The 26,347-nt window shown below is 34.2% G+C and carries 26 protein-coding genes, 2 tRNA genes and 1 other annotated feature; all 28 genes read right to left on the reverse strand.

All coding sequences use genetic code 11. The features are described from left to right. Window positions 1–53 precede the first annotated feature (53 nt). Window positions 54–887, reverse strand: a complete 834-nt coding sequence (gene rplB / locus G9F71_RS22940; RefSeq protein WP_125002861.1) for a 50S ribosomal protein L2 — start codon at window positions 885–887, stop codon at window positions 54–56. Between the two features lie 56 nt (window positions 888–943). Then, window positions 944–1,237: a 50S ribosomal protein L23 gene (gene rplW, locus G9F71_RS22945; RefSeq protein WP_125002859.1), complete on the reverse strand. Its 294-nt coding sequence runs from the start codon at window positions 1,235–1,237 to the stop codon at window positions 944–946. Next, complete coding sequence (gene rplD, locus G9F71_RS22950; RefSeq protein ID WP_125002858.1) at window positions 1,237–1,857, reverse strand: 50S ribosomal protein L4; 621 nt, start codon at window positions 1,855–1,857, stop codon at window positions 1,237–1,239. The genes rplW and rplD overlap by 1 nt, the downstream gene beginning before the upstream one ends. Window positions 1,858–1,881: 24 nt before the next feature. Then, window positions 1,882–2,511 (reverse strand): 50S ribosomal protein L3, encoded by a 630-nt coding sequence (gene rplC / locus G9F71_RS22955; protein ID WP_125002856.1) that lies wholly within the window; start codon window positions 2,509–2,511, stop codon window positions 1,882–1,884. A 97-nt stretch (window positions 2,512–2,608) separates the two neighbouring features. Then, entirely contained in the window at window positions 2,609–2,917 is a 309-nt protein-coding gene (rpsJ, locus tag G9F71_RS22960; protein ID WP_071614633.1) for a 30S ribosomal protein S10, read from the reverse strand. Between the two features lie 408 nt (window positions 2,918–3,325). Then, on the reverse strand, window positions 3,326–4,519 hold the full coding sequence (gene tuf / locus G9F71_RS22965) for an elongation factor Tu (protein WP_216276048.1): 1,194 nt from the start codon (window positions 4,517–4,519) through the stop codon (window positions 3,326–3,328). Window positions 4,520–4,561: 42 nt separating this feature from the next. Then, the gene (fusA, locus tag G9F71_RS22970) at window positions 4,562–6,628 is read right to left on the reverse strand and encodes an elongation factor G (RefSeq protein ID WP_164952445.1); all 2,067 of its coding nucleotides are present in this window, start codon (window positions 6,626–6,628) and stop codon (window positions 4,562–4,564) included. Between the two features lie 75 nt (window positions 6,629–6,703). Then, on the reverse strand, window positions 6,704–7,174 hold the full coding sequence (gene rpsG / locus G9F71_RS22975) for a 30S ribosomal protein S7 (protein ID WP_125002850.1): 471 nt from the start codon (window positions 7,172–7,174) through the stop codon (window positions 6,704–6,706). 141 nt (window positions 7,175–7,315) lie between these two features. Beyond that, entirely contained in the window at window positions 7,316–7,696 is a 381-nt protein-coding gene (rpsL, locus tag G9F71_RS22980; RefSeq protein ID WP_125002848.1) for a 30S ribosomal protein S12, read from the reverse strand. Window positions 7,697–7,812: 116 nt separating this feature from the next. Next, a complete protein-coding gene (locus G9F71_RS22985; RefSeq protein ID WP_164952446.1) occupies window positions 7,813–8,055 on the reverse strand; it encodes a ribosomal L7Ae/L30e/S12e/Gadd45 family protein in 243 nt (80 codons plus the stop codon). A gap of 121 nt (window positions 8,056–8,176) precedes the next feature. Continuing rightward, window positions 8,177–11,710 carry a DNA-directed RNA polymerase subunit beta' gene (gene rpoC / locus G9F71_RS22990; RefSeq protein ID WP_125002844.1) on the reverse strand — a complete coding sequence of 1,178 codons (3,534 nt, stop codon included), beginning with the start codon at window positions 11,708–11,710 and terminating at the stop codon, window positions 8,177–8,179. A 20-nt stretch (window positions 11,711–11,730) separates the two neighbouring features. Next, on the reverse strand, window positions 11,731–15,444 hold the full coding sequence (gene rpoB, locus G9F71_RS22995) for a DNA-directed RNA polymerase subunit beta (RefSeq protein WP_164952447.1): 3,714 nt from the start codon (window positions 15,442–15,444) through the stop codon (window positions 11,731–11,733). A gap of 267 nt (window positions 15,445–15,711) precedes the next feature. After that, complete coding sequence (gene rplL, locus G9F71_RS23000) at window positions 15,712–16,071, reverse strand: 50S ribosomal protein L7/L12 (RefSeq protein WP_125002840.1); 360 nt, start codon at window positions 16,069–16,071, stop codon at window positions 15,712–15,714. 98 nt (window positions 16,072–16,169) lie between these two features. Continuing rightward, on the reverse strand, window positions 16,170–16,670 hold the full coding sequence (gene rplJ, locus G9F71_RS23005; RefSeq protein WP_125002838.1) for a 50S ribosomal protein L10: 501 nt from the start codon (window positions 16,668–16,670) through the stop codon (window positions 16,170–16,172). A gap of 33 nt (window positions 16,671–16,703) precedes the next feature. After that, window positions 16,704–16,840 (reverse strand) — a sequence feature (ribosomal protein L10 leader region). A 37-nt stretch (window positions 16,841–16,877) separates the two neighbouring features. Then, window positions 16,878–17,567, reverse strand: a complete 690-nt coding sequence (gene rplA / locus G9F71_RS23010; protein WP_125002836.1) for a 50S ribosomal protein L1 — start codon at window positions 17,565–17,567, stop codon at window positions 16,878–16,880. Window positions 17,568–17,625: 58 nt separating this feature from the next. Then, window positions 17,626–18,051, reverse strand: a complete 426-nt coding sequence (rplK, locus tag G9F71_RS23015) for a 50S ribosomal protein L11 (RefSeq protein ID WP_125002834.1) — start codon at window positions 18,049–18,051, stop codon at window positions 17,626–17,628. Window positions 18,052–18,106: 55 nt separating this feature from the next. Further along, window positions 18,107–18,628, reverse strand: coding sequence for a transcription termination/antitermination protein NusG (nusG, locus tag G9F71_RS23020; RefSeq protein WP_125002832.1), 522 nt, complete (start codon window positions 18,626–18,628; stop codon window positions 18,107–18,109). Between the two features lie 45 nt (window positions 18,629–18,673). Next, window positions 18,674–18,898 (reverse strand): preprotein translocase subunit SecE, encoded by a 225-nt coding sequence (secE, locus tag G9F71_RS23025; RefSeq protein ID WP_164947752.1) that lies wholly within the window; start codon window positions 18,896–18,898, stop codon window positions 18,674–18,676. A 39-nt stretch (window positions 18,899–18,937) separates the two neighbouring features. Beyond that, window positions 18,938–19,087 carry a 50S ribosomal protein L33 gene (gene rpmG, locus G9F71_RS23030; protein ID WP_125002828.1) on the reverse strand — a complete coding sequence of 50 codons (150 nt, stop codon included), beginning with the start codon at window positions 19,085–19,087 and terminating at the stop codon, window positions 18,938–18,940. 255 nt (window positions 19,088–19,342) lie between these two features. Further along, complete coding sequence (tuf, locus tag G9F71_RS23035) at window positions 19,343–20,536, reverse strand: elongation factor Tu (RefSeq protein ID WP_216276048.1); 1,194 nt, start codon at window positions 20,534–20,536, stop codon at window positions 19,343–19,345. An 80-nt stretch (window positions 20,537–20,616) separates the two neighbouring features. Beyond that, window positions 20,617–20,692: transfer RNA gene (locus G9F71_RS23040), tRNA-Thr, on the reverse strand. A gap of 9 nt (window positions 20,693–20,701) precedes the next feature. Then, window positions 20,702–20,776, reverse strand: a tRNA-Gly gene (locus G9F71_RS23045). Between the two features lie 70 nt (window positions 20,777–20,846). After that, window positions 20,847–21,488, reverse strand: a complete 642-nt coding sequence (gene sigH, locus G9F71_RS23050; RefSeq protein ID WP_125002826.1) for an RNA polymerase sporulation sigma factor SigH — start codon at window positions 21,486–21,488, stop codon at window positions 20,847–20,849. Window positions 21,489–21,563: 75 nt separating this feature from the next. Then, window positions 21,564–22,073 (reverse strand): NYN domain-containing protein, encoded by a 510-nt coding sequence (locus tag G9F71_RS23055; RefSeq protein WP_164952307.1) that lies wholly within the window; start codon window positions 22,071–22,073, stop codon window positions 21,564–21,566. 3 nt (window positions 22,074–22,076) lie between these two features. Further along, window positions 22,077–22,862, reverse strand: a complete 786-nt coding sequence (gene rlmB / locus G9F71_RS23060; protein ID WP_224626749.1) for a 23S rRNA (guanosine(2251)-2'-O)-methyltransferase RlmB — start codon at window positions 22,860–22,862, stop codon at window positions 22,077–22,079. 382 nt (window positions 22,863–23,244) lie between these two features. Beyond that, on the reverse strand, window positions 23,245–24,048 hold the full coding sequence (gene thyX / locus G9F71_RS23065; protein ID WP_125002821.1) for an FAD-dependent thymidylate synthase: 804 nt from the start codon (window positions 24,046–24,048) through the stop codon (window positions 23,245–23,247). Between the two features lie 2 nt (window positions 24,049–24,050). Then, window positions 24,051–24,473, reverse strand: a complete 423-nt coding sequence (locus tag G9F71_RS23070; RefSeq protein WP_164952309.1) for a Mini-ribonuclease 3 — start codon at window positions 24,471–24,473, stop codon at window positions 24,051–24,053. Window positions 24,474–24,493: 20 nt separating this feature from the next. Next, window positions 24,494–26,206, reverse strand: a complete 1,713-nt coding sequence (locus G9F71_RS23075; protein WP_164952310.1) for a proline--tRNA ligase — start codon at window positions 26,204–26,206, stop codon at window positions 24,494–24,496. Between the last annotated feature and the right edge of the window lie 141 nt (window positions 26,207–26,347).

Genomic DNA, 26,347 nt, shown 5'->3' on the forward strand with positions numbered 1-26,347 from the left:
TCCCTTCATAAAACTTAACCATAGATTCGAAGAGAAATAAAATCCTCCCCAAACTATTTCTTATTTTTTCCCTTAACAATAAACTTGTCAGAGTATTTTTTAGTTTTTCTAGTTTTATATCCCAGTGCCGGTTTACCCCAAGGAGTCATCGGACTAGCGTGACCTACTGGTGACTTACCTTCTCCACCACCGTGTGGATGATCGTTAGGATTCATTACAGAACCTCTGACTGTAGGTCTGAAACCTAAATGTCTTTTTCTTCCTGCTTTACCTATGTTAACAATATCATGAGTTACATTAGAAACTGTTCCTATAGTAGCTCTACAGTTTAATCTTATATATCTCACTTCTCCACTTGGAAGTCTTACTTGAGCATACTCTCCTTCTTTAGCCATAAGTTGCGCTGAAGAACCTGCTGATCTTACAAGCTGAGCACCTTTTCCAACCTGAAGTTCTATATTATGAATTGTAGAACCTAATGGTATGTTGCTTATTGGAAGTGTATTTCCAACTTTTATGTCAGAATCAGCACCTGATACAATTACATCTCCAACTTTTAATCCTACTGGAGCGATTATGTATCTTTTTTCACCATCAGCATATACAACAAGAGCTATGTAAGCAGATCTATTTGGATCATACTCAATTGTGGAAACTTTTGCTGGAATACCATCTTTAGTTCTTTTGAAATCTATTAGTCTGTATGCTTGTTTTGCTCCACCACCACGGTGACGAACAGTTATTTTACCTTGATTATTTCTACCACCTGATCTTTTTTGACTTACAAGAAGTGATTTTAGTGGCTTATCTGTAGTTATTTCTGCAAAATCAGCCATAGTCATATTTCTTCTTGAAGGTGTGGTTGGTCTAAATTTCTTAATCGCCATTTGATTTCCCTCCTTTTTCTTCGCTTATCTGGCCTCTGCCAATACCTGCTTAATAATTACATTCCATCAAAAAACTCAATTGTCTTGCTTTCTGTTGTTAAAGTAACAATAGCTTTTTTAAAGTCAGCTCTTTTTCCAACGTGAACTCCAACTCTCTTAGTTTTACCCATGTTTCTTAGAGTTCTTACATTTTCAACTTTGACTCCAAATACTTCTTCTACTGCTTTTTTAACTTGAGTTTTATTGGCATGAATGTCAACTATAAAGGTGTATTTTTTATCAGCCATTACAGCCATACTTTTTTCAGTAATTATCGGTTTTCTTATAATATCATGGCTAGTTAGCTTCATTATATATACACCTCCTCAATTTTAGATACAGCATCCTTTGTAACTATGAATTTTTCATACTTCAATATATCATAAACATTTAAGTTATTTACTGGGGATACTTGCACTCCAGGTATGTTTCTTGCTGATTTATAGACATTTTCATTTGATTTTTCAACAACTATTAAAGTTTTTTTAGTTCCAAAAGCGGTTAAAATCTCTAACATTGCTTTAGTTTTTGGTGAATCAAATTCTAAACTATCTATAACTATCATTTCATTTTCAGCTACTTTAGCTGATAAAGCTGATTTGAAAGCAACTCTTCTCATTGACTTCGGTACTGACATACGGTAATCTCTTGGCTTTGGAGCAAATACTATACCACCATGTATCCATTGTGGCGCTCTAATCGAACCTTGTCTTGCTCTACCAGTTCCCTTTTGTCTCCAAGGCTTTATTCCACCGCCTCGAACTTCAGCTCTTGTTTTAGCTGATTGAGTTCCTTGTCTTTTGTTTGCTAATTGTGCTACTACAACTTGGTGCATAGCATTCATGTTGATTTCAACTCCGAATATACTTTCATTAAGTTGAATATCTCCAATTTTTTGTGCTTGTTTATTAAATAAATCTAATGTAAGCATTCTGCATCCTCCTTCCTTTTAAAATTACGCTTTAACAGCATTTCTTATTACAACTGTGCCTTTGTTTGGACCCGGTATACCACCTTTAATTAATATAATGTTCTTTTCAGGCATTACTTTAACTATTTCAAGGTTTATTACTGTTGTATTAACATTACCCATGTGTCCTGGCATATGTTTATTTTTAAATGTTTTTGATGGATCGGAAGATGCTCCCATTGATCCAACTGCTCTATGGAATTTAGAACCGTGACTCATTGGTCCTCTAGATGCATTCCATCTCTTAATTACACCTTGGAATCCTTTTCCTTTAGAAATTCCTGATACGTCAATTCTATCTCCAGCAGCAAATATATCTGCTTTAAATTCTTGACCTACTTCATAAGCACTTATATCTTCCATTCTAAATTCTTTCACGAATCTTTTTAAAGATGTTCCTGCTTTAGCAAATTGTCCTTGCATTGGTTTGTTAACTAATTTCTCTCTTATGTCTCCAAAACCAACTTTAATTGCATTGTAACCATCATTTTCGATAGTTTTCTTTTGAATAACAACACATGGACCTGCTTCAACAACTGTTACTGGAACAACTCTTCTATTTTCATCAAATATTTGAGTCATACCAAGTTTTTTACCCATTATTGCTTTTTTCATGAAAATACACCTCCTACTTATTAGCGGACCACAAAGTGATCATAATAGTTAGTAATAGTTATCTATTACTTACGCATAGTGAATTACACTTATACGCTTATAGTTTTATTTCGATATCAACACCAGCTGGTAAGTCGAGTCTCATTAGAGCATCAACAGTTTTAGGTGATGGACTAATTATATCTATTAGTCTTTTATGAGTTCTTATTTCAAATTGTTCTCTTGAATCTTTGTATTTGTGTGGAGCTCTTAACACTGTAATTACGTCTTTTTCTGTAGGTAGTGGTACTGGACCAGCTACTTTAGCTCCTGTACTTTTAGCTGTCTGAACAATCTTCTCAGCTGATTGATCTAAGATATTGTGATCAAAAGCCTTTAATCTGATTCTAATTTTTTGTTTAATCATTAATATTCCCTCCTTTTCATCGCACGCTTTACTTCTTACGTGCAACAGCGGATGTTCTGTAAACTGTTCCGGGTGTTGCATGCAATAAATGCATGGAACAATCGCAGGAACCCCGTCGCCCGATTCAAGATCAGGACATGCTCGGTGAAGAATAACCCGGAAGTCCGGCAACCTCTTACCTCATCGCTGTTACCACAATACAACTACTAAAGTATACAACATATTTTTTGCTTTGACAAGTATTTTTTCACTATTATTTTATAATTTTTGCATTGGTGATTTCTGATTATATTTCTACATATGTTTTATGGTATTTAAAAGGAGAAGAGCGTCCTCTTCTCCTTAATAATAAAAGCTTTTATTATTATAAATCTTCATCAATTGATAGTTATATATACTTTGAAATTATTATTTAACTATTGAAGTAACAACGCCTGAACCTACTGTTCTTCCGCCTTCTCTAATAGCAAATCTTAGTCCTTCATCCATTGCTACTTGAGTAATTAATTCAACATTCATATCTATGTGATCTCCTGGCATTACCATTTCCATTCCATCTGGTAATTTGATTGATCCAGTTACATCAGTTGTTCTGAAGTAAAATTGTGGTCTATATCCGTCGAAGAATGGAGTATGTCTTCCGCCTTCTTCTTTTTTAAGTACATATACTTGACCTACAAATTTATCATGTGGATGTATTGAACCTGGTTTTGAAAGTACTTGACCTCTTTGAATATCAGTTCTTTGTACTCCTCTTAATAATGCTCCGATGTTGTCTCCTGCCATTGCTTGGTCTAGAAGCTTTCTAAACATCTCAACTCCAGTACATACAACTTTTCTTTTATCTTCGCTAAGTCCAACGATCTCTACTTCTTCTCCAACCTTAAGTATACCAGTTTCAACTCTTCCTGTAGCAACTGTTCCTCTACCTGTAATTGTGAATACATCTTCTACTGGCATTAAGAATGGTTTATCTGTTGCTCTTGTTGGTGTTGGGATATAAGTATCTACAGCTTCCATTAATTCGAATATGCATTTTGATGCTTCTTCGTCTGTTGGATTTTCTAATGCTTTTAATGCTGATCCTGTTACTATTGGAATATCATCACCTGGGAAGTCATACTCACTTAATAGTTCTCTTACTTCCATTTCAACAAGTTCTAATAATTCTGGATCATCTACCATATCTGCTTTGTTTAAGAATACTACTATATATCCTACTCCAACTCTGCTTGCAAGTAGTATATGCTCTCTTGTTTGAGGCATTGGACCATCTGCTGCACTAACAACTAGGATTGCTCCGTCCATTTGTGCTGCTCCTGTGATCATGTTCTTTACATAATCTGCATGTCCTGGGCAATCAACGTGTGCATAATGTCTATTTACTGTTTCATACTCAACATGTGCAGTATTGATTGTAATTCCTCTTTCTCTTTCCTCTGGTGCTTTGTCAATTTGGTCAAACTTAGATGCTTGTGCTAAGCCCTTAGTTGCAAGTACTGCTGTTATTGCTGCTGTTAATGTTGTCTTGCCGTGATCTACGTGTCCTATTGTTCCAATGTTTACATGCGGTTTGGTTCTTTCAAATTTTGCTTTTGCCATTTTGTATTCCTCCTTATATTTACATATTATCTTATATTTAAATTATTGTTTGTTTTCTATAACTTGTTCTTGAATACCCTTTGGAACTGGCTCATATGCAGCAAATTCCATACTGTATACTCCTCTACCTTGAGTTCTTGATCTAAGTGTTGTAGAATATCCAAACATTTCTGATAATGGAACCATTGCTCTAATAACTTGAGCACCTGATTGAGCTTCCATTCCTTCTATTCTACCTCTTCTTGAATTAAGGTCACCCATAACGTCTCCCATGTATTCTTCTGGTACAGTTACTTCAACCTTCATTACTGGTTCTAAGAGTACTGGGTCTGCTTTAGCCATAGCATTCTTGAATGCCATAGATCCAGCAACCTTAAATGCCATTTCGTTAGAGTCAACATCATGGTATGATCCATCGACAACTTTAACTTTGAAGTTAAGAACTGGGTATCCACCAAGAATACCATTCTTTGATGCTTCCTTAATTCCGTTCTCTATTGGAGATATAAATTCTTTTGGAATAGATCCACCAACAGTAGCATTTTCAAAGGAATAAGGTTCGCTAGTTGGTATTAACTCTATCCAACAATGTCCGTATTGTCCACGTCCACCTGATTGTTTAATGTATTTACCTTCTGCTTTAACTGCTTTACGTATTGTTTCTTTATAAGCTACTTGTGGTTTACCTACATTACATTCAACTTTAAATTCTCTTTGAAGTCTATCAACGATTATTTCAAGATGAAGTTCGCCCATACCACCAATTATTGTTTGGCCTGTTTCTTGATCAGTATGAGTTTTAAAAGTAGGATCTTCTTCAGAAAGCTTTGCAAGAGACATACCCATTCTTTCTTGCCCTGCTTTTGTTTTTGGCTCAATAGCTACATGAATAACTGGATCTGGAAAATCCATGGTTTCAAACAATATTGGATGATCTTCATCACATAATGTTTCTCCAGTGGTTGTATTTTTCAGTCCGATTATCGCACCTAATTCACCTGCACGTAATTCATCAACTTCTTCTCTATGATTAGCATGCATTTTAACTAGTCTACCAACTCTTTCTTTTTTACCTTTGTTAGCATTTAATACATATGTACCAGTTTTCATTATGCCAGAATAAATTCTTGCAAAACAAAGTCTACCAACAAAAGGATCTGTAGCAATTTTGAATGCTAATGCTGCCATTGGCTCATCATCACTTGGGTGTCTTTCCATTTCTGTTCCATCATCAACATCCTGGCCTTTAATAGCTGGTATGTCAAGTGGTGACGGCATATAATCTATAACCGCATCTATCATCATTTGAACACCTTTATTTTTGTATGAAGATCCACAAATTACAGGCACTATCTCATTGTTAATTACACCTTTTCTTAATGCTGCTTTTAATTCTTCTTCTGTTATTTCTTCACCATCAAGATATTTCATCATAAGCTCTTCATCTAGTTCAGCTATTGCTTCAACCATAGCTGCTCTATATTCTTGTGTTAATTCTTTCATATCTTCTGGAATTTCTATTTCTTCTATTTCTGTTCCTAAATCATCTTTATAAACTTCTGCAACATTTCTAATTAAATCTATAATACCTAGGAAAACATCTTCTTTTCCTATTGGAAGTTGTATTGGAACTGCATTAGCATTAAGTCTTTCTCTCATCATCCCAACAACTCTATAGAAATCTGCACCCATTATATCCATTTTGTTAACATATGCCATTCTTGGAACTTTGTATTTAGTAGCTTGTCTCCACACTGTTTCAGATTGTGGTTCAACTCCACCTTTTGCACAGAATACAGAAACTGCACCATCAAGAACTCTTAAAGATCTTTCAACCTCAACTGTAAAATCTACGTGCCCTGGTGTATCAATAATATTTATATTATGACCTTTCCAAAAACAAGTTGTAGCCGCAGAAGTTATTGTTATACCTCTTTCTTGTTCTTGAACCATCCAATCCATTGTAGCTCCGCCATCATGAACTTCGCCAATCTTATGCGTTTTTCCTGTATAGAATAATATACGCTCAGTAGTTGTTGTTTTACCAGCATCAATATGAGCCATAATACCTATATTACGGAATTTATCCAAAGTATATTCTCTACCCACTTATTTGTTCCTCCTCTCAATCAGTGATTTTAAATTTGACAAAACTGTCTTGGCAAAGCCAAAACAGTTTTGATATTAATATCTGTAATGAGCAAAAGCCTTGTTAGCTTCAGCCATTTTATGAGTATCTTCTCTTTTCTTCACTGCTGCTCCAGTATTGTTTGAAGCTTCCATTAATTCATTAGCAAGTTTTTCTCTTGCATACTTCTCGCCTCTTTTATCTGTAGCAATAAGTAACCATCTTAATCCCAATGTTTGTCTTCTCTCAGGTCTAACTTCGATAGGCACTTGATAATTAGCTCCACCTATTCTTCTAGCTTTTACTTCGAGTAATGGCATAATGTTAGTTAATGCCGTTTCAAACACCTCTAATGGATCTTTACCTGTTTTTTCTTTAATTATGTCAAAAGCCTCATAGCATATTTTTTGTGCTACTCCTCTTTTTCCATCTTCCATTACATTGTTTATTAACTTTGTAACGACTTTGCTATTGTACATAGGATCTGGTAATACATCTCTTTTCGCAATATATCCTTTTCTTGGCACTTTTCTTCCCTCCTTAACAATTTAAATTAGCTCATAGGTACTCAGTATCTCTACCGCAAAGCGCTCTGTACTTCGCAAATGTATGTAAATAAAATTATCATATATATAAATGCTGAAGACATTGCACCCCAACTCAAAGCATTATTTTTTTTGCTTTGGTCTTTTAGTCCCGTATTTAGATCTACTTTGTAGTCTGTTAGCAACTCCAGCTGAGTCTAATGTCCCTCTGATGATGTGATATCTAACTCCTGGTAAATCTTTAACTTTTCCACCTCTTATAAGTACAACACTGTGTTCTTGTAAGTTGTGGCCTACACCTGGTATATAAGCAGTAACTTCGTATCCATTTGTAAGTCTAACTCTTGCTACTTTTCTTAATGCAGAGTTCGGCTTTTTAGGTGTTGTTGTTTTAACTACTGTACAAACGCCTCTTTTTTGTGGACACTCTTTTAATGCTGGTGAAGCTGACTTTGTTACTAATGTCTTTCTGCCTTTTCTTACTAATTGGTTAATAGTTGGCATGTTTTCACCTCCTTATTTTTATAAGCTCATGTTCATTTATATCAATGCACTGTAACATAACTCAAGGCCATGTTACCGCATGGATATATCTATATTATTTAGTTGCTAGCATTAATTTAATCTTCTAGAAGCAATGCTGTTGCTGATGCAACATCTATGTCACAAAGATTCCCTAGTTCCTTCATTGTGTCTACAAATATTATTTGTAGGGAATTAACTTTGGCTAGTTTTAAAATAGGATCAGTAATATTAGTATCAGCATCTTTGGCTATATATAAAATTTTACCCTGGTTATTCTTTAATGCTTTTAGGGTTTGTTTAATTCCAACGACCCTCTGACCTACAAGTTTACCTACCATGTCTATCCCTCCTCATAATTTAAATCGCAAGATATATCTATTTGTGATATATCTACTCGATTAAAGTCACACACAAGGTGTATTTTATCATTTTAGCATCACCCTGTCAACTAGTTATAGCTTATACTTCTAAATCATTTTCAATTTCTACCTTCTCATCATCTTCAGTATTGATCTTTATTGTTCTATATCTTGTCATTCCAGTACCAGCAGGTATTAGCTTACCAATTATTACATTTTCTTTTAATCCCAGCAATGGATCAATTTTACCTTTAATTGCTGCATCAGTAAGTACTCTTGTAGTTTCTTGGAATGAAGCCGCTGATAAGAATGATTCTGTTGCAAGTGCTGCTTTAGTAATACCCAATAGAGATATTTTTCCCTCAGCAGGTACTCCGCCTTCAGATTCAATCTTAGCATTAGCATCTTCAAATGCAAAGATATCTACTAAATTTCCTGGAAGTAGCTCAGTATCGCCAGACTCCTCAACTTTTACTTTTCTTGTCATCTGTCTTACAACAACTTCTAAATGTTTATCATTGATATCAACACCTTGAAGTCTATAAACTTTCTGAACTTCAGATGAAAGATAATTTTTAACTCCATTAACGCCTTTGATTCTTAAGATATCATGTGGGTTAACTGATCCCTCAATTATCTCATCTCCAGCTTCAATTTTATCGCCATTTGCAACTTTTAACCTTGATCCAAATGGTATGTCATAACTAAACTCTTCTCCTGAATCAGAAATTACAATTACAACTCTCTTTTTCTTAGTATCTTCCATTTTAACTGAACCACATACATCACTTACTATTGCAAGACCCTTTGGTTTTCTAGCTTCAAATAATTCCTCAACTCTTGGAAGACCTTGAGTTATATCTGATCCCGCTACTCCACCTGTATGGAATGTTCTCATTGTAAGTTGTGTTCCCGGTTCTCCTATGGATTGAGCTGCAATTATGCCTACGGCTTCTCCAATATTAATCTTTTGTGAAGTTGCCATATTCATTCCATAACAGTGTGCACAAACACCAATTTTAGCTTTACATGTAAATACTGATCTAATCATAACTTTTTTTACACCAGACTTTTGAACTGCTTCTGCCAGTGTAATATTCATGTATTCATCTTTCGGTACTATTATCTCTCCCGTTTTTGGATGAATAATGTCTTCTGCAGTATATCTTCCAGTAAGTCTCTCAACTAACTGTTCAATTACTTCACTTCCATCACAAATCTCTGAAACTTCAAAACCTTCAGTTGTACCACAATCTTCATGTCTAACTATAACATCCTGACATACATCAACAAGTCTTCTTGTTAAATACCCTGAATCGGCTGTCTTAAGTGCTGTATCTGCGTTACCTTTTCTAGCTCCATGAGTTGAGATAAAGTATTCTAATACATCTAGCCCATCTCTAAAAGAGGCTCTAATAGGTAACTCGATAATCTTACCAGATGGATTAGCCATAAGGCCTCTCATACCTGCTAATTGTTTGATCTGACTCTTAGATCCTCTGGCACCCGAATCTGCCATCATGAATATTGGATTAAATTTATCCAAACTATCCATTAGTGCATTTGCTACATCTTCTGTAGTCTTAGTCCATTTTTCAATTACTCTTTCATATCTTTCTTCCTCAGATATAAACCCTCTTCGATACATCTTCTCTATTTTTTCTACAGTTGCATCTGCATCTGCAAGTAATGCCTTTTTAGCCTCTGGAACCACCATATCTGATGTAGCAACCGTAATTGCTCCAATCGTTGAATAGTGATATCCTGTAGCCTTTATTTTATCTAGCATTTTAGAAGTTTCTGAAGGGCCATATTTTAAGTAGCATTTATCTATAATACTACCAAGATTTTTTTTACTTACCAAGAAATCTATCTCAAACTTCAATTCATTTCCAGGTATGCTTCTATCAATAAATCCTAAATCCTGAGGTATCGTTTCATTAAAGATTAATTTTCCTGGTGTAGTTTCTATAACAGAAGTTATACTAATACCATCAACTACTCCAGTCATCTTAACTTTAATTTTAGCATGGATATCAATATCCTTTACTGAATAAGCCATTATTACTTCATCTGGTGATGAGAATGCTCTTCCCTCACCTTTAGCACCATCTTTATCAATAGTTAAGTAATATGCACCTAACACCATATCTTGAGTAGGTACGCAAACTGGTTTACCATCTGAAGGTTTCATGATATTATGTGCAGCAAGCATTAAGAACCTTGCTTCAGCTTGAGCTTCAACAGATAGAGGTACGTGTACCGCCATTTGATCTCCGTCAAAGTCAGCATTGTAAGCTGTACATACAAGTGGATGCAGTTTAATAGCTCTACCTTCTACAAGTACAGGTTGGAAAGCCTGAATACCTAATCTATGAAGTGTAGGGGCACGATTTAATAATACTGGATGGTCGGATATTACTTCTTCAAGTACATCCCATACTTGAGGCATAACCCTCTCTACCATTCGCTTAGCACTCTTAATATTATGAGCTACTCCACTTCCAACTAGCTTTTTCATAACAAAAGGCTTAAATAATTCTAAAGCCATTTCTTTCGGAAGACCACATTGATACATTTGCAGTTCTGGTCCAACAACTATAACTGAACGGCCTGAGTAATCAACACGTTTTCCAAGTAAGTTTTGTCTGAATCTTCCTTGTTTTCCTTTTAACATGTCAGATAGAGATTTTAAAGGTCTATTCCCTGGTCCTGTAACTGGCCTTCCTCTTCTTCCATTATCAATTAATGCATCTACAGCTTCTTGAAGCATTCTTTTTTCATTTCTAACAATTATATCTGGAGCTCCCAAATCTAGAAGCTTTTTCAATCTATTGTTTCTGTTTATTACTCTTCTATACAAATCATTTAAATCAGAAGTAGCAAATCTTCCTCCATCTAATTGTACCATTGGTCTTAAATCAGGAGGTATTACTGGGATTACATCAATTATTATCCACTCAGGTTTATTTTTAGATTTTCTGAAGGATTCTGACACATCCAGTCTTCTTATACTTCTAATTCTCTTTTGTCCTGTGCTTGTTTTTAAGTCTTCTTTTAATTCCTTAGATAACTCTTCTAAGTTTATATCTTGTAACAGTACTTTTACAGATTCTGCACCCATACCAGCTACAAAACTATCATTGCCAAACTTATCAATAGCTTCTCTATATTCTTTTTCACTAAGGATTTGTTTCTTTAGTAGTGATGTTTCTTTCGGATCCAATACTACATAAGAAGCAAAATAAAGAATTTTTTCTAGAGATCTAGGTGACATATCTAAAATAAGTCCCATACGAGATGGTATTCCTTTAAAATACCAAATGTGAGAAACTGGGGCAGCAAGTTCAATATGCCCCATTCTTTCACGTCTTACTTTAGATTTTGTAACTTCAACGCCACATCTATCACAAACTATTCCCTTATATCTTACTCTCTTATATTTCCCACAGTGACATTCCCAATCTTTAATTGGACCAAATATTCTTTCGCAAAAAAGTCCATCTCTTTCAGGTTTTAAAGTTCTATAGTTTATAGTCTCAGGTTTTTTAACTTCACCTTTTGACCATTCTCTGATTTGTTCCGGTGATGCTAATCCTATTTGAATAGCATCGAAATTATTAAATTCAAACAAGGGTACATCCTCCCTTCATATTAATGTTCATCATTAAAATCATTTAATTCTAAGTCCTCACCAAATTCTTCTAAGGGTATTTCATCGTAATTTATATCAACGTCTACTTCTTCGTCATCATCGATAAGTTCAATGTACTCTTCCGTTGGTGCCTCAGGAATTATATCTTCTGATCCTTCTATGTTAACATTTAAATTTAATTCTTCAATTTCATCATCAACTGATTCTTTCAGTTTGATTTCTTCTAAATCGTCAGTAAGAACTTTAACGTTCAAACATAACGCTTGTAGTTCTTTTATAAGAACTTTAAAGGATTCAGGCACGCCTGGCTCTGGAATATTTTCGCCTTTAACTATCGCTTCATAAGTTTTAACTCTACCTACAACATCATCAGATTTAACTGTTAAAATTTCTTGCAGAGTATGAGCTGAACCATAGGCTTCTAGTGCCCAAACTTCCATTTCTCCAAATCTTTGGCCACCAAACTGAGCTTTACCACCTAATGGTTGCTGAGTTACTAGAGAATATGGACCTGTTGACCTAGCATGTATTTTATCATCAACCAAATGATGTAGTTTTAAGATGTACATATATCCAACAGTAACTCTGCTATCAAATGCTTCTCCTGTTCTTCCATCATATAAGTCAGTTTTTCCATCTGCATGGTATCCTGCTTTTTCCAGACATGCTTCAATTTCTTCCTCAAGAGCACCATCAAATACTGGTGTTGCAATATGCCAACCAAGTTCACTAGCTGCCCAACCTAAATGGACTTCTAATACCTGGCCTATATTCATACGTGAAGGAACCCCAAGCGGATTTAAGCATATTTGAAGTGGCCTTCCATCAGGTAAAAACGGCATATCTTCTACAGGTAATACTCTAGAGATAACCCCTTTATTACCATGTCTTCCTGCCATCTTATCTCCTACAGATATCTTTCTTTTTTGAGCTATATAACATCTAACTAGTTCATTTACACCTGGTGGAAGTTCATCACCATTTTCTCTAGTGAACACTTTAACGTCAACTATTATTCCAGCTTCGCCATGTGGCACTCTAAGTGATGTATCTCTTACTTCTCTTGCCTTTTCACCAAATATCGCTCTTAATAATCTTTCCTCTGCTGTAAGTTCTGTCTCTCCCTTAGGCGTTACTTTTCCAACTAGGATATCTCCAGATCTTACTTCAGCACCTATTCTTATTATTCCGCCCTCATCTATGTCTTTAAGTGCATCTTCGCCGACATTAGGAATGTCTCTAGTTATTTCTTCTGGTCCTAGTTTCGTGTCTCTTGCTTCTGATTCGTATTCTTCAATATGAACTGAAGTAAATATATCATCGCGAACAAGTTCTTCAGATATTAACATTGCATCCTCATAGTTATAGCCTTCCCAAGTTACAAACCCAATACGAATGTTCTTACCTAAAGCTATTTCTCCAAGGTCCGTTGAAGGTCCATCTGCAAGTACTGTGTTTACTCCAACTTTTTCACCTTTATTAACTATAGGTCTTTGATTTATACATGTACCTTGATTGGATCTCTTAAACTTAAGAATTTTATAAGTATCTAGCTCATTATCTGAGTCTCTTCTTACCTTAATTTCATTTGCACTTACATACTCAACTACACCTGCATTTTTAGCCTTTGGAAGAACACCTGAATCTACTGCTGCTCTGTATTCTATCCCTGTACCAACAAATGGCGCTTGAGATTTTAATAGTGGTACTGCTTGACGTTGCATGTTAGAACCCATTAGAGCACGACTGGCATCATCATTTTCAAGAAAAGGAATCATTGCTGTAGCAACAGAAACTATTTGCCTTGGTGATATATCCATAAGATCTACTTCTTCTTTTGGAACAACCATTACTTCCTGCTTAGCTCTTACAGTTACTTTTTTATCTACGAAAGTACCATCTTCACCAATTGGTTCACTTGCCTGTGCTACTAAATATAAATCTTCTTCATCTGCAGTCATATAAATAATCTTTTTTGTAACTACTAATGTTTTCTTATCAACAACCCTATATGGTGTTTCAATAAAACCATATTCATTTACTTTAGCATAACTAGCAAGAGAGTTAATAAGTCCTATGTTGGGTCCTTCTGGAGTTTCTATAGGACACATTCTACCATAATGGGAGTAATGAACGTCTCTAACTTCAAACCCTGCTCTCTCTCTTGAAAGTCCACCTGGTCCTAGTGCAGATAATCTTCTTTTATTGGTAAGTTCTGATAATGGATTTGTTTGATCCATGAATTGAGAAAGTTGTGAACTTCCAAAAAATTCTTTTATAGCTGCAGCTACTGGCCTGATATTTATAAGTGCTTGAGGTGTTATTCCTTCTTGGTCCTGAATTGTCATTCTTTCTTTTACAACTCGTTCCATTCTAGATAATCCTATTCTAAATTGATTCTGTAAAAGTTCTCCTACAGATCTAATTCTTCTATTTCCTAAATGATCAATATCATCAATATAACCGATATCATAAGTTAGTCCTAACTCGTAGCTCACTGTAGCATACATATCATCTTTAATTATATGTTTTGGTATTAATCTACTTTTATTAATTTTAATTTGCTCTTTAATTGCTTCTTCGTCGCTGAAATTATCTAATATTCCTTTTAAGGTTGGATAGTGAACCATTTCCCTAATATTAAGATCAGATATATCAAATTTAACTACTTTATTAATGTTGACAAAGTTATTTCCTATAACTCTTATCACTTTATCCTCTACTTGAAGATCTACTACATTGATTCCCAAGTTTTGAATGTCTAGAGCAGTTTCTCTGTCTATTTTTTCATCTTTTTCAACTATAACTTCACCAGTTATAGGGTTAACAATATTCTCAGCAGCAATTTGGTTTGCAATTCTGTGATTAATTGATAACTTCTTATTAAACTTGTATCTACCAACTCTTGATAAATCATATCTTTTTGCATCAAAGAATAATGAATCAATAAGAGATACCGCACTATCCACTGTAGGTGGTTCGCCTGGTCTTAGCCTCTTATATATTTCTATCAGCGCTTCTTCTCTTGTTTTTGTATTGTCTTTTTCTATGGTTGCTGTTAGTCTTTCTTCCTCACCTAATAATTCATGTAAGTCTAAATCACTACCATTATCCATCATAGCTCTAGCCAAAATACTTATAGGCAGTTTTCTTGTCTTGTCAATTCTAATATAAACAATATCATTAGAATCTGTTTCATACTCAAGCCATGCTCCCCTATTTGGAATTACTGTTGAGGAGTAAAGTTTTTTTCCTGTTTTATCAACAGAATAATTGTAGTAAACCCCTGGAGATCTAACTAATTGACTTACTATAACTCTTTCCGCTCCATTAATAACAAATGTTCCTTGAGGTGTCATAAGTGGGAAATCTCCCATAAAGACTTCTTGCTCTTTGATTTCACCAGTTTCATTATTACGCAATCTAACTTTAACTTTTAGAGGAGCTGCGTATGTTGTATCTCTTTCTTTACATTGTTCTTCCGAATACTTGATATTATCTGTATCAAGTTTGTATCCTACAAACTCTAGAACAAGATTTCCTGTATAATCCTGAATAGGATTTATATCGTCAAAAACCTCTTGAAGTCCTTCTTTTAAAAACCAATTATAAGAGTCTAACTGTATTTCAATTAAATTCGGCATATCAGTTACTTCTCTTATTTTTGAAAAACTCATTCTTGTTCTTTTACCTAATTGGACAGGATGTACCATCAGCTTTCACCCCTTGTATAAACTAAAATAACCAAAAACACACCTTCCCCTAGGACTTTGTGTTTCTGGATTCACACATTTTCATCATGTTATTATAACCATTTTTGTTAATTTAATTCACTTTTATCAGTAATTACATTTTTTTTAATGATAAACTACTAATTTCCAGTGCATTATGCTATATTATCATAATTATATTTCTATGTCAACATAACATTTCAAAAAAAGGGCACTCTTAATAAAAAGTACCCTCATTTTATAATAAAATTATTTTATTTCTACTCCGCCGCCAACTTCTTCAAGTTTAGCTTTTATAGATTCAGCATCTTCTTTGTTTACAGCTTCTTTAATTGTTTTAGGAGCTCCATCAACTATATCTTTAGCTTCTTTTAATCCAAGTCCTGTTAATTCTCTAACAATTTTAATAACTTTAATTTTGTTAGGGCCAGCACTAGTTAAAATTACATCAAATTCAGTTTTTTCTTCAGCAGAAGCTGTAGCAGCTCCTGCAGCTGCAACTGGTGCTGCAGCACTTACGCCAAATTCCTCTTCGCAAGCTTTTACCAATTCGTTTAATTCTAAAACACTCATATCTTTTACAGCTTGAATAATTTCTTCTCTTGTCATTATAAATGCACCTCCGAATTTTTTTCATATATATATTTTATTTTTCTTAATAGTTTGAATCAATCAAAACTATTTGTTTCAGCCTAATAATTTTAAAATTACTCTGCTAATTCTTTTTGTTCTTTAATTGAGTTCAATACGTATGCAAGATTTGATATTGGAGCTTTGAAGCTTCCAAGTAATTTTGCAATAAGAACATTTCTTGGTGGTATTGATGCCAATTGATTAACTTGAGCAGCATCAAATATTTCTCCTTGGATTATAGCTGCTTTAAGCTCTAATTTCTTATGAGTTTTTGCAAATTCATTTAAAATTCTAGCTGCAACTGTTGGTTCTTCATATCCGAACGCTATTGAAATAGAACCTTTTAGGTGTGTTACTATACCTTCAATTCCTAATTCTCTAGCTGCTAGAATAACTAGTGTGTTTTTATAAACTTTATATTCCACTCCAGCTTCTCTAAGGTTTTTTCTTAGTAGCGTATCATCTTCTACATTTAGACCTTGATATTGGCTAAGTACTACACCTTGAGCTTTTTCTAATTTTTCTTTTATTTCTGCTACTTTAGCTTCTTTTAATTGTCTATTATTGCTTAACACTGTGTATGCACCTCCTCACAGTTTTTAACTGCTTTATAAAAAATAAGATCTCTCCGTAGACACGAAGAGACCTAATATCCGTACAAAAGTACATTTATTGGAATCCTCGGTAGGTATGTTGTCTTTTACGCTTTCGCACCTACTATCTACGGAATATTATCTATTTTACTTTGTGAATTGTACCATGCTTAAGTCAACTTGTCAATACTAATCTAATACTTTAGATTGATTAACTTTTATTCCAGGTCCCATTGTACTAGAAACTGATACTGACTTTAAGTATTGTCCTTTTGCTGCTGCTGGTTTAGCTTTAACTACTGCTTCCATTAAAGCATGGAAGTTTTGAACTAATTTTTCAGCGCCAAAAGATGCTTTTCCAAGTGGTACATGGATTATAGAAGTTTTATCAACTCTATACTCAACTTTACCAGCTTTTATTTCATTTATTGCTCTAGTAACATCAAATGTTACTGTTCCTGACTTTGGATTCGGCATTAATCCTTTAGGTCCTAACACTCTACCTAATTTACCAACAACACCCATCATATCTGGTGTAGCAACAACTACATCAAACTCAAACCAATTTTCTTTTTGGATTTTATCAACTAACTCATCATTTCCAACAAAGTCAGCGCCTGCAAGTTCTGCTTCTTTAGCTTTTTCGCCTTTAGCAAAAACTAGAACTCTAACTGTTTTACCTGTTCCATGAGGAAGCACTACTGCTCCTCTAACTTGTTGATCTGCATGTCTTGGATCAACACCAAGACTTACAGCAAGCTCGATAGTTTCATCAAATTTAGCCTTAGCAGTTTTCACCGCAATTTCCATAGCTTCTGTTGGTGTATATAGAGCTGTTTTATCTACAAGCTTTGAACTCTCTATGTAATTTTTTCCCATATTAGTATCCTCCTTCGTGGTTATAACGGTTTTTACCTCCCACGTAATTTATAGAATTTTATTCTTCTACAACTATTCCCATACTTCTTGCTGTTCCAGCTATCATGCTCATAGCAGCTTCAATTGATGCTGCATTTAAATCCGGCATCTTAAGTTCTGCTATTTCTCTTACTTTAGCTTTAGAAACTGTTGCAATTTTAGTTTTGTTTGGAACTCCTGAACCACTTTCAAGTCCAACTGCTTTCTTTAATAGTATAGCTGCTGGCGGAGTTTTTAATATGAAACTAAAAGATCTATCTTGATATACTGTTATTACTACTGGTATTATCATTCCTGGTTGATCAGCAGTTTTTGCGTTGAATTCTTTACAGAATCCCATAATATTAACCCCGTGTTGTCCAAGTGCTGGACCAACCGGTGGTGCTGGTGTTGCTTTTCCTGCAGGAAGTTGAAGTTTTATCATTCCTGTTATTTTCTTAGCCATGAGTTTATACCTCCTATATTGTGGTAATGCGGATTAAAATCCTCCCACTTAGTACCTAGTCTAATTTTTGTATTTGATTAAATTCTAGCTCAACAGGTGTTTCTCTGCCAAACATATTAATAAGTGCTTTAACTTTCTGCTTATCCAAATGAATTTCTTGTATTAATGCAACAAATCCTTCTAAAGGTCCAAATATCACCTGAATGTTCTCACCAACTTCGTAGTCAACAACTATTACTTTTTCTGCTATCCCCATAGTTCTGACTTCATCTTCAGTAAGAGCCACCGGCTTAGAACCTGGTCCTACGAACCCTGTTACACCTCTAGTATTTCTAACTATATACCATGATTCATCTGTCATAAGCATTTTAACCATTACATAACCTGGAAACACTTTTTTAAAAGTTATTTTTTTCTTTCCATCCTTTACTTCAACTACTTCTTCCATAGGAACTTGAATGTCATGTACATATTCCTCAAGATTTCTATTTTCAATTGCTTTTTCTAGGTTGGCTTTAACTTTATTTTCATAACCAGAATATGTATGTACAACATACCATTTAGCTTTATCTGCCATAACTTAAAGGGTGGAGTACTCCGTCCCCTACCTCCTTTTTTTACCTTATTTAAAGATTAGTTTATAGAGGTTATTAAAACCAGAATCCAACAAACCCACAAAGATTACAAAAATAAAAGAAAAACTTGCCACCGCAATAGTTGCCTTTTGAATGTCTTTTTTTGAAGGCCAAGTTATTCTTTTCACTTCTGCCTTAAGGTCCTTGAAAAACTTAACTATTCCTTTTTGGGTTGATTTTTCTTTTACTTTAATGTTACCATTAACAGCCATTTCATTCACATCCCCCAACGTTTTGTGTTTTATGCTGTATTATTTTGTCTCTTTATGAAGTGTATGTTTGTGGCAGAACTTACAGTATTTTTTCATTTCTATTCTGTCTGGGTTATTTTTTTTGTTTTTCATTGTATTGTAATTTCTCTGTTTGCAATCAGTACATGCTAAGGTTACTTTTACTCTCACAATCTACACCTCCCGGTTTTCCATCTATTGAAGAAAGCCAATGCAAAATAAGCATTATGCTATCTTTTGTATTTTTTATTTTACTTAAACAATTTATCACAACTTAATAGATATGTCAATGGATTAGTTCAAGGTGTTTTTTCATTAAACGTTCCTTTTACCTACAATTTAACATTCATTTTTATTTTCTAGGAACTAAGCCTAAAACTTAGCCCTAGTTTATATCTAATTATAATTGTGTCTTGTTTTTTTGTATTATTTAACTATTGAAGTAACAACGCCTGAACCTACTGTTCTTCCGCCTTCTCTAATAGCAAATCTTAGTCCTTCATCCATTGCTACTTGAGTAATTAATTCAACATTCATATCTATGTGATCTCCTGGCATTACCATTTCCATTCCATCTGGTAATTTGATTGATCCAGTTACATCAGTTGTTCTGAAGTAAAATTGTGGTCTATATCCGTCGAAGAATGGAGTATGTCTTCCGCCTTCTTCTTTTTTAAGTACATATACTTGACCTACAAATTTATCATGTGGATGTATTGAACCTGGTTTTGAAAGTACTTGACCTCTTTGAATATCAGTTCTTTGTACTCCTCTTAATAATGCTCCGATGTTGTCTCCTGCCATTGCTTGGTCTAGAAGCTTTCTAAACATCTCAACTCCAGTACATACAACTTTTCTTTTATCTTCGCTAAGTCCAACGATCTCTACTTCTTCTCCAACCTTAAGTATACCAGTTTCAACTCTTCCTGTAGCAACTGTTCCTCTACCTGTAATTGTGAATACATCTTCTACTGGCATTAAGAATGGTTTATCTGTTGCTCTTGTTGGTGTTGGGATATAAGTATCTACAGCTTCCATTAATTCGAATATGCATTTTGATGCTTCTTCGTCTGTTGGATTTTCTAATGCTTTTAATGCTGATCCTGTTACTATTGGAATATCATCACCTGGGAAGTCATACTCACTTAATAGTTCTCTTACTTCCATTTCAACAAGTTCTAATAATTCTGGATCATCTACCATATCTGCTTTGTTTAAGAATACTACTATATATCCTACTCCAACTCTGCTTGCAAGTAGTATATGCTCTCTTGTTTGAGGCATTGGACCATCTGCTGCACTAACAACTAGGATTGCTCCGTCCATTTGTGCGGCTCCAGTAATCATGTTCTTTACATAATCTGCATGTCCTGGGCAATCAACGTGTGCATAATGTCTATTTACTGTTTCATACTCAACATGCGCGGTGTTGATTGTAATCCCTCTTTCTCTTTCCTCTGGTGCTTTGTCAATTTGGTCAAACTTAGATGCTTGTGCTAAACCCTTAGTTGCAAGTACCGCTGTTATTGCTGCCGTTAATGTTGTCTTGCCGTGATCTACGTGTCCTATTGTTCCAATGTTTACATGAGGTTTAGTTCTTTCAAATTTTGCTTTTGCCATTTTATATTCCTCCTTATTTAAATAATTACACTTTAGTGCAAGTAAACTTATCCTAGTGTGTTTTAAGACCTTAATAATTATGGAGCCCATAACCGGGATTGAACCGGTGACCTCCACCTTACCAAGGTGACGCTCTGCCGACTGAGCTATATGGGCACTTAATTTTGGAGCGGGAAACGGGTATTGAACCCGCGACACCCAGCTTGGGAAGCTGGTGCTCTACCACTGAGCTACTCCCGCTGACGTACAACTAAAAGCTATACACCAGTTATTAATTTTACTATTGTTTATCCAATTTGTCAATACATTTTTATCTTTTACTTAGACATTTCTCTAATTTTCTTTTTACTCTTTGAAGAGCATTATCAATAGATTTGGCATGCCTGTCTAAATCACAAGCAATCTCTTGATAGGATTTACCATCCAAGTATGACATTAACACTTCCATTTCTAATTCTGAAAGAACTTGCCCAATTTCATTTTGAATGCTTATTACTTCTTCACGGCTTATAACTAGTTCTTCAGGATCAGTAATTTTAGCACCTGATAACACATCTAATAATGTTCTGTCTGATTCCTCATCATATATTGGTTTGTTTAAAGAGATATATGTATTAAGAGGAATATGTTTTTGTCGAGTTGCTGTCTTTATCGCTGTGATTATTTGTCTTGTAACACAAATTTCTGCAAAAGCTCTAAAAGAAGATAATCTATCCGCCTTAAAATCTCTAATAGCCTTATAGAGACCTATCATTCCTTCTTGGTAAATATCTTCCTTATCGGCACCAATCAAAAAATATGACTTAGCTTTAGCTTTAACAAAATTTTTGTACTTATTAATTAAATATTCTTGCGCTCTAACATTTCTCTTTTGTGCTTCAATAACTACTTCTTCATCCAACCTATCCTCAAAGCATGAAATGTCCACACTTACTCTAACGATCTTCTCCAACAAATATCCCCTCCACACCAAACATGTGTCATATAGATGATTATACCTTAGAAGAATTTCTATAGTCAAGACAATTCAAAGGTTCCTTCGAATTTTCTCAAGTTTCTCCAATGTTTTTTCATCTATTCTCTCTTCTAAGCTATTTCTTTTTTCTAAATATTTTTTTTCTGTCTTGATTTGTATTTTTTTTTCAATACTTATTACTTCATAATAAAATTCAATAGAGGACATTCTGATTGCGCCTCTTTGGAACGTAACCTGTTGTACTAAAGAGTCTGATGTAACAACGCATATTTCCGATTTTCGTCCTATGTTATTTACGGTTCTTTCAATATAATTGTCTGCGGTTTCACCCTCTTTTGTAAAAACCACAAACAAATTTCCTTGTTTTTCTTTTTTTTCAATGCTACCTTTAACCATATGTGCATCAAAAACTATAAACACTTTATAACCTTTAAATTCCGAGTAGTTTTGAAGAGTATCAATAAGTTGAAGGCGGGAAGATTCATAGCTGAACTCTTTAATCTTTTTAAGATTTGGCCAGCTATGAATAACATTATACCCATCAACAAAAAATGTTTTCACGAATTACTTTATTTTTTGTTTCATAATTTCATACATTATTATACCACCCGCAACAGATGCGTTCAAAGAGGTTATTTTCCCAACCATAGGTATTTTTACCAGAACATCGCATTTTTCTTTTGTAAGTTTAGAAATACCTCTACCTTCACTTCCAATAACAAGTGCTACTGCACCAGTTAAATCCGTATTAAAAATATAATTTTCGGCTTCCATATCGGCACCATAAACCCAGACTCCACGTTCTTTGATTTCTTCTATGGCTGCATTTATATTAGTTACTTTTGCTATTTTTACATGTTCAATAGCACCGGCTGAGGTTTTATATACTATTGGCGTAGCTCCTACATTTCTCCTCTTTGGTATTATTATGCCGTGAGCTCCACATACCTCTGCAGTTCTTATTATAGATCCAAAGTTATGAGGATCTTCAATTTCATCTAGTATAATTATAAAGGGCTTTTCTCCTTTTTCCTCTGCATATTTAAATATGTCATTTAATCCAAAATATTTATAAGGTGTTACTACTGCCATAACTCCTTGATGTGATGAAGTTTGAGACATTTCATCTAGCTTTCTTCTGTCAACTTCTTTGGTAACAATCCCCTTTTCTTTCGCTAATGCTAATACTACACTTATAGACCCTACCAAATCACCTTTGGCAATAAGAATATATTCTATAGTTCTATCTGATTTTAATGCTTCTATAACTGCATTTCTTCCTTCAATTAAATCTTCTCTCAAGATTTGGGGTTCAGCTTCACCACTTGCATTATTATTTCTAGGATTTATTTCAGTTCTCTCTTTAGTAAACTTCTTGTTTTCTACTACATTCTCATCACTTTGTTTATTTCTTTTATTGTTTACTTTGTTTTTATCTTCTCTGTTACCTACTCCGTCATGACTTTCTTTTGAACTTGCATCGTCACCTCTATATCTTCTTGAAGGTGCTGGTCTTTTTTCATATTTACTACTTGAAAAACTTTTGCCTTCTTTTGAACCTGCTTTACCACTTGAAAACCCTTTGTTTTCTTTTGTAGTTGCATCGCCGGTCTTATATCTTTTAGAAGCTGTTCCACTTCTATCTTCTCTGCTACTTGAAACCCCTCTACTGCCTTTGTTTTCTTGATATTTCTTATTATCACTCATTTTAAATACCTCTTTCTTTCTTTATCTATTTAATTGCATATTCTTTTCTTATATCCATGACTTTTCCACAAGACATACTGCCTTCAGGACATGGTCCATTAACACAACTCGGTCCCGCATATTTGAACAGTACAGGTGCTACTTTTCTTGCTTGCATAAGCATTATTTTTGCCATTTGGCGTATTTCCCACTGAGCTCTAGTGCAACATCTCTGATTAAAGAAATGAATCAATTCTCTAGCATTCATAGTAACTATTATTTTAGTTGCACAAGCATTTGGAAACACATACCTTGCATCTTCAATAGCTTTTTTTTCTGCTTTTCCCTTAAGAATTATATATTGTTTTTTCTCAATTTCTTCAGGATTAATTAATTTTTTGTGACTTAAATACTCTTTTATAAGATTTTCTAACTCATCCTTGCATAATATCTCCACTAACTGATTATACTCTATTTGAACACGATTCATAGACTCTATAAAAATTTTTTTTGCTCTTTCATTTTTCTCAATGTCTGGCGGAATTATGTATTCGAATTGTTCAAGCTTTACATACCTCTGACTTTGTTGAGAATATGACGCTACCCTATGTCTAACCAATTGGTGTGTCAAGCTTCTAGATATACCTTCAATTGCAAAAGTAAAGCTCACATGTTCTATTGGTGAATGATGTCCATAAGTCATCAACATATTCAAAAGTTTCGCAGTTTTTTCCTCATCTAAATTTTCTAGTATTTCATCCACACCTACGGGGCTATAACAAAGTTTAGCTGCTGCCGCTACAATTTTCTCAGGATTGGGCGTGTGCTCTATTAATTTAACCACAAGCATACTTACTCATCCTCCAAATCAAAATTTATAATTTTCTCGAAAATATAGTTTAATCTTTCATTCTGTTCACTTAAATATAAGAAACCTACTAAAGCTTCAAATCCTGTAGCCCACTTATATTCATTCAAATCTGCATTTTTGGGAGTAGTCCCGCTTTTTGAATTTCTAGCCCTTTTAAATATACTAAGTTCTTCTTCACTTAAATCTTCTATAAGGAATTTCATATACTCACTTTGTGCATGTGCTTTTACATATGCAACTGCTTTAATATGAATTTTATGGGCATTCATATCTCTATTTTTTTCTACGAGATATGCTCTAATAAACACCTCATAAATTGCATCTCCAACTATTGCAAGAACAAGTGGGTTTAATTGTTTAGCTCCATCCCTTGTAAATTTTCCTTTAAGCATATTAAATTCCATGGTTATTCTCCTTCTTAGATCTACAATGTTATGTTATTATTTACAAATTCTTGTTTAACTCTATCCATAACTGAATCTATTTCTATTATTTCATTATCTCCAGCATATCGCAATTTAAACTCAACATTACCTTCAGAAATTTTTTTACCTATAGTAATTCTTATTGGAATTCCAATTAAATCCAAATCCTTAAATTTAACTCCAACTCTCTCATTTCTGTCATCCATAAGAACCTCTACGCCTATTCCTTTAAGTTTGTTATAAATTTCTTCCGCAATTTTCATCTGATCTTCGTCTTTTGTAGATACTGGAACTACTACAACTTGATATGGCGCAACGGACATTGGCCATTTTATACCATTTTCATCGTGATGTTGTTCAATAATAGCTGCCATTGTTCTATTTATACCTATACCGTACCGTCCCATGACTAAAGGCTTATTTTTTCCATCTTGGCCTATAAAAGTTGCACCCATAGGTTGTGAATAAACAGTTCCTAATTTAAAGATGTGTGCTAATTCTATACCCCTATCAATTGTAATTTGAGATCCACACTTACTGCATTTATCTCCCTCAACTACTTTTTTGTAATCTCCAACCAAGCCTTTAAAGTCTCTACCATAATTAACATTTTCATAATGATATCCTGTATCATTTGCACCAACTATATAATTATACATATTAGCTACCTCGGAGTCTACTAATAGTAAATCCGCCACAATACCAATTGGACCAGCAAACCCGACAATTGCAGATGTTGATGCCATTACAACCCCTTCATCTGCCAATTCAAATTTCTTAGCTCCACCTATTGCATTTATTACTTTATTCTCGTTTAATTGTCTGTCTCCACGTACCATAACAGCAATTACTCTATCATCGGCCTTAAATATTAGAGTTTTAGCAAATTTTTTATTTGTTGTATTAAAAAATTTCGCTAAATCCTCTATAGTTTTTATACCTGGAGTTAATATTTTGTTAAGTTCCTTAAATTCCTCTTTTTTCATTGGCTCCGAAGTACTTGTTGCCTTCTCCATATTAACCGCATAGCCACATGAACTGCAGGTAACTACCTCCTCTTCACCAACTTCAGATTTAACCATAAATTCTAATGAAGATAAATCACCCATCGCTCCGCAGTCAGCCTCTACATCCTTACATTTAAGACTACATCTTTTAAAAATATTAGTATAAGCATTATACATTTTATTATAAGATATATCTAGTCCCTCATTGCTAGCATCAAAACTACAAGCTTCTCCCATTGTAAATTCTCTTGATGTCATTACCCCAAGTCTTGGTGTTTTCTCATCTCTGTATTTTGTTTGGATTTGATATAAATTCAAAGGTAGTTGTTTATAGGATTTGATTTCATTCCTAGCTATATCTGTAAATGTTTCTTCATGCGTGGGTGCTAAACAAAATTCTCTTTCATTTCTATCTTTTAATCTAAATATCTCTGACCCAAAAATATTCCACCTGCCAGATTCTATTAATAGTTCTGAAGTCAGTAGGGCTGATGCTAAAAACTCTTGTGCATCTGCTACTTCCATTTCTGATCTAACAATTTTTTCAATTTTTTTTATAACTTTTATTCCAAATGGCATATAATTATAAACACCCGAGGAGACCTTCCTTATCATTCCAGCTCTTAACATTAATTGATGACTCACTATTTCTGCCTCAGCCGGTACTTCTCTTAATGTACTTATTAACATTTTTGATAATTTCATGAATATTCCTCCTTATATATCTTAGGCACACTGAAAAAATAATTGATCATTAAACTATTATATTTTTTAAGATGCCTTATTTAAAACGATAGCAAAAAATAAAAAACTCGCCCCTGTTTTAGGGCGAGTAAATTCGCGGTA

This window comes from Clostridium sp. FP2, assembly GCF_011065955.2.
In the GTDB taxonomy this organism is placed as follows: Bacteria; Bacillota; Clostridia; order Clostridiales; family Clostridiaceae; genus Clostridium_AD; species Clostridium_AD tagluense.

Excerpts from the sequence above, each read along its gene's own strand:
- thyX (WP_125002821.1), bottom strand. The coding sequence starts at position 24,048 with ATGCTTGTGGTTAAATTAATAGAGCACACGCCCAATCCTGAGAAAATT.
- tuf (WP_216276048.1), bottom strand. The coding sequence starts at position 4,519 with ATGGCAAAAGCAAAATTTGAAAGAACCAAACCGCATGTAAACATTGGA.
- G9F71_RS23075 (WP_164952310.1), bottom strand. The coding sequence starts at position 26,206 with ATGAAATTATCAAAAATGTTAATAAGTACATTAAGAGAAGTACCGGCT.
- tuf (WP_216276048.1), bottom strand. The coding sequence starts at position 20,536 with ATGGCAAAAGCAAAATTTGAAAGAACTAAACCTCATGTAAACATTGGA.
- rpsL (WP_125002848.1), bottom strand. The coding sequence starts at position 7,696 with ATGCCAACTATTAACCAATTAGTAAGAAAAGGCAGAAAGACATTAGTA.
- G9F71_RS22985 (WP_164952446.1), bottom strand. The coding sequence starts at position 8,055 with ATGGTAGGTAAACTTGTAGGTCAGAGGGTCGTTGGAATTAAACAAACC.
- rplL (WP_125002840.1), bottom strand. The coding sequence starts at position 16,071 with ATGACAAGAGAAGAAATTATTCAAGCTGTAAAAGATATGAGTGTTTTA.
- rpoB (WP_164952447.1), bottom strand. The coding sequence starts at position 15,444 with ATGGTACATCCTGTCCAATTAGGTAAAAGAACAAGAATGAGTTTTTCA.
- rpsJ (WP_071614633.1), bottom strand. The coding sequence starts at position 2,917 with ATGATTAAACAAAAAATTAGAATCAGATTAAAGGCTTTTGATCACAAT.
- secE (WP_164947752.1), bottom strand. The coding sequence starts at position 18,898 with ATGGCTGTTAATGGTAACATTAAAGTAAAAGAAAAATCAACCCAAAAA.
- rplA (WP_125002836.1), bottom strand. The coding sequence starts at position 17,567 with ATGGGAAAAAATTACATAGAGAGTTCAAAGCTTGTAGATAAAACAGCT.
- G9F71_RS23070 (WP_164952309.1), bottom strand. The coding sequence starts at position 24,473 with ATGGAATTTAATATGCTTAAAGGAAAATTTACAAGGGATGGAGCTAAA.
- nusG (WP_125002832.1), bottom strand. The coding sequence starts at position 18,628 with ATGGCAGATAAAGCTAAATGGTATGTTGTACATACATATTCTGGTTAT.
- rplW (WP_125002859.1), bottom strand. The coding sequence starts at position 1,237 with ATGAAGCTAACTAGCCATGATATTATAAGAAAACCGATAATTACTGAA.
- rplC (WP_125002856.1), bottom strand. The coding sequence starts at position 2,511 with ATGAAAAAAGCAATAATGGGTAAAAAACTTGGTATGACTCAAATATTT.
- rplK (WP_125002834.1), bottom strand. The coding sequence starts at position 18,051 with ATGGCTAAGAAAATAACAGGAATGATAAAACTTCAACTTCCTGCAGGA.
- rplB (WP_125002861.1), bottom strand. The coding sequence starts at position 887 with ATGGCGATTAAGAAATTTAGACCAACCACACCTTCAAGAAGAAATATG.
- rplD (WP_125002858.1), bottom strand. The coding sequence starts at position 1,857 with ATGCTTACATTAGATTTATTTAATAAACAAGCACAAAAAATTGGAGAT.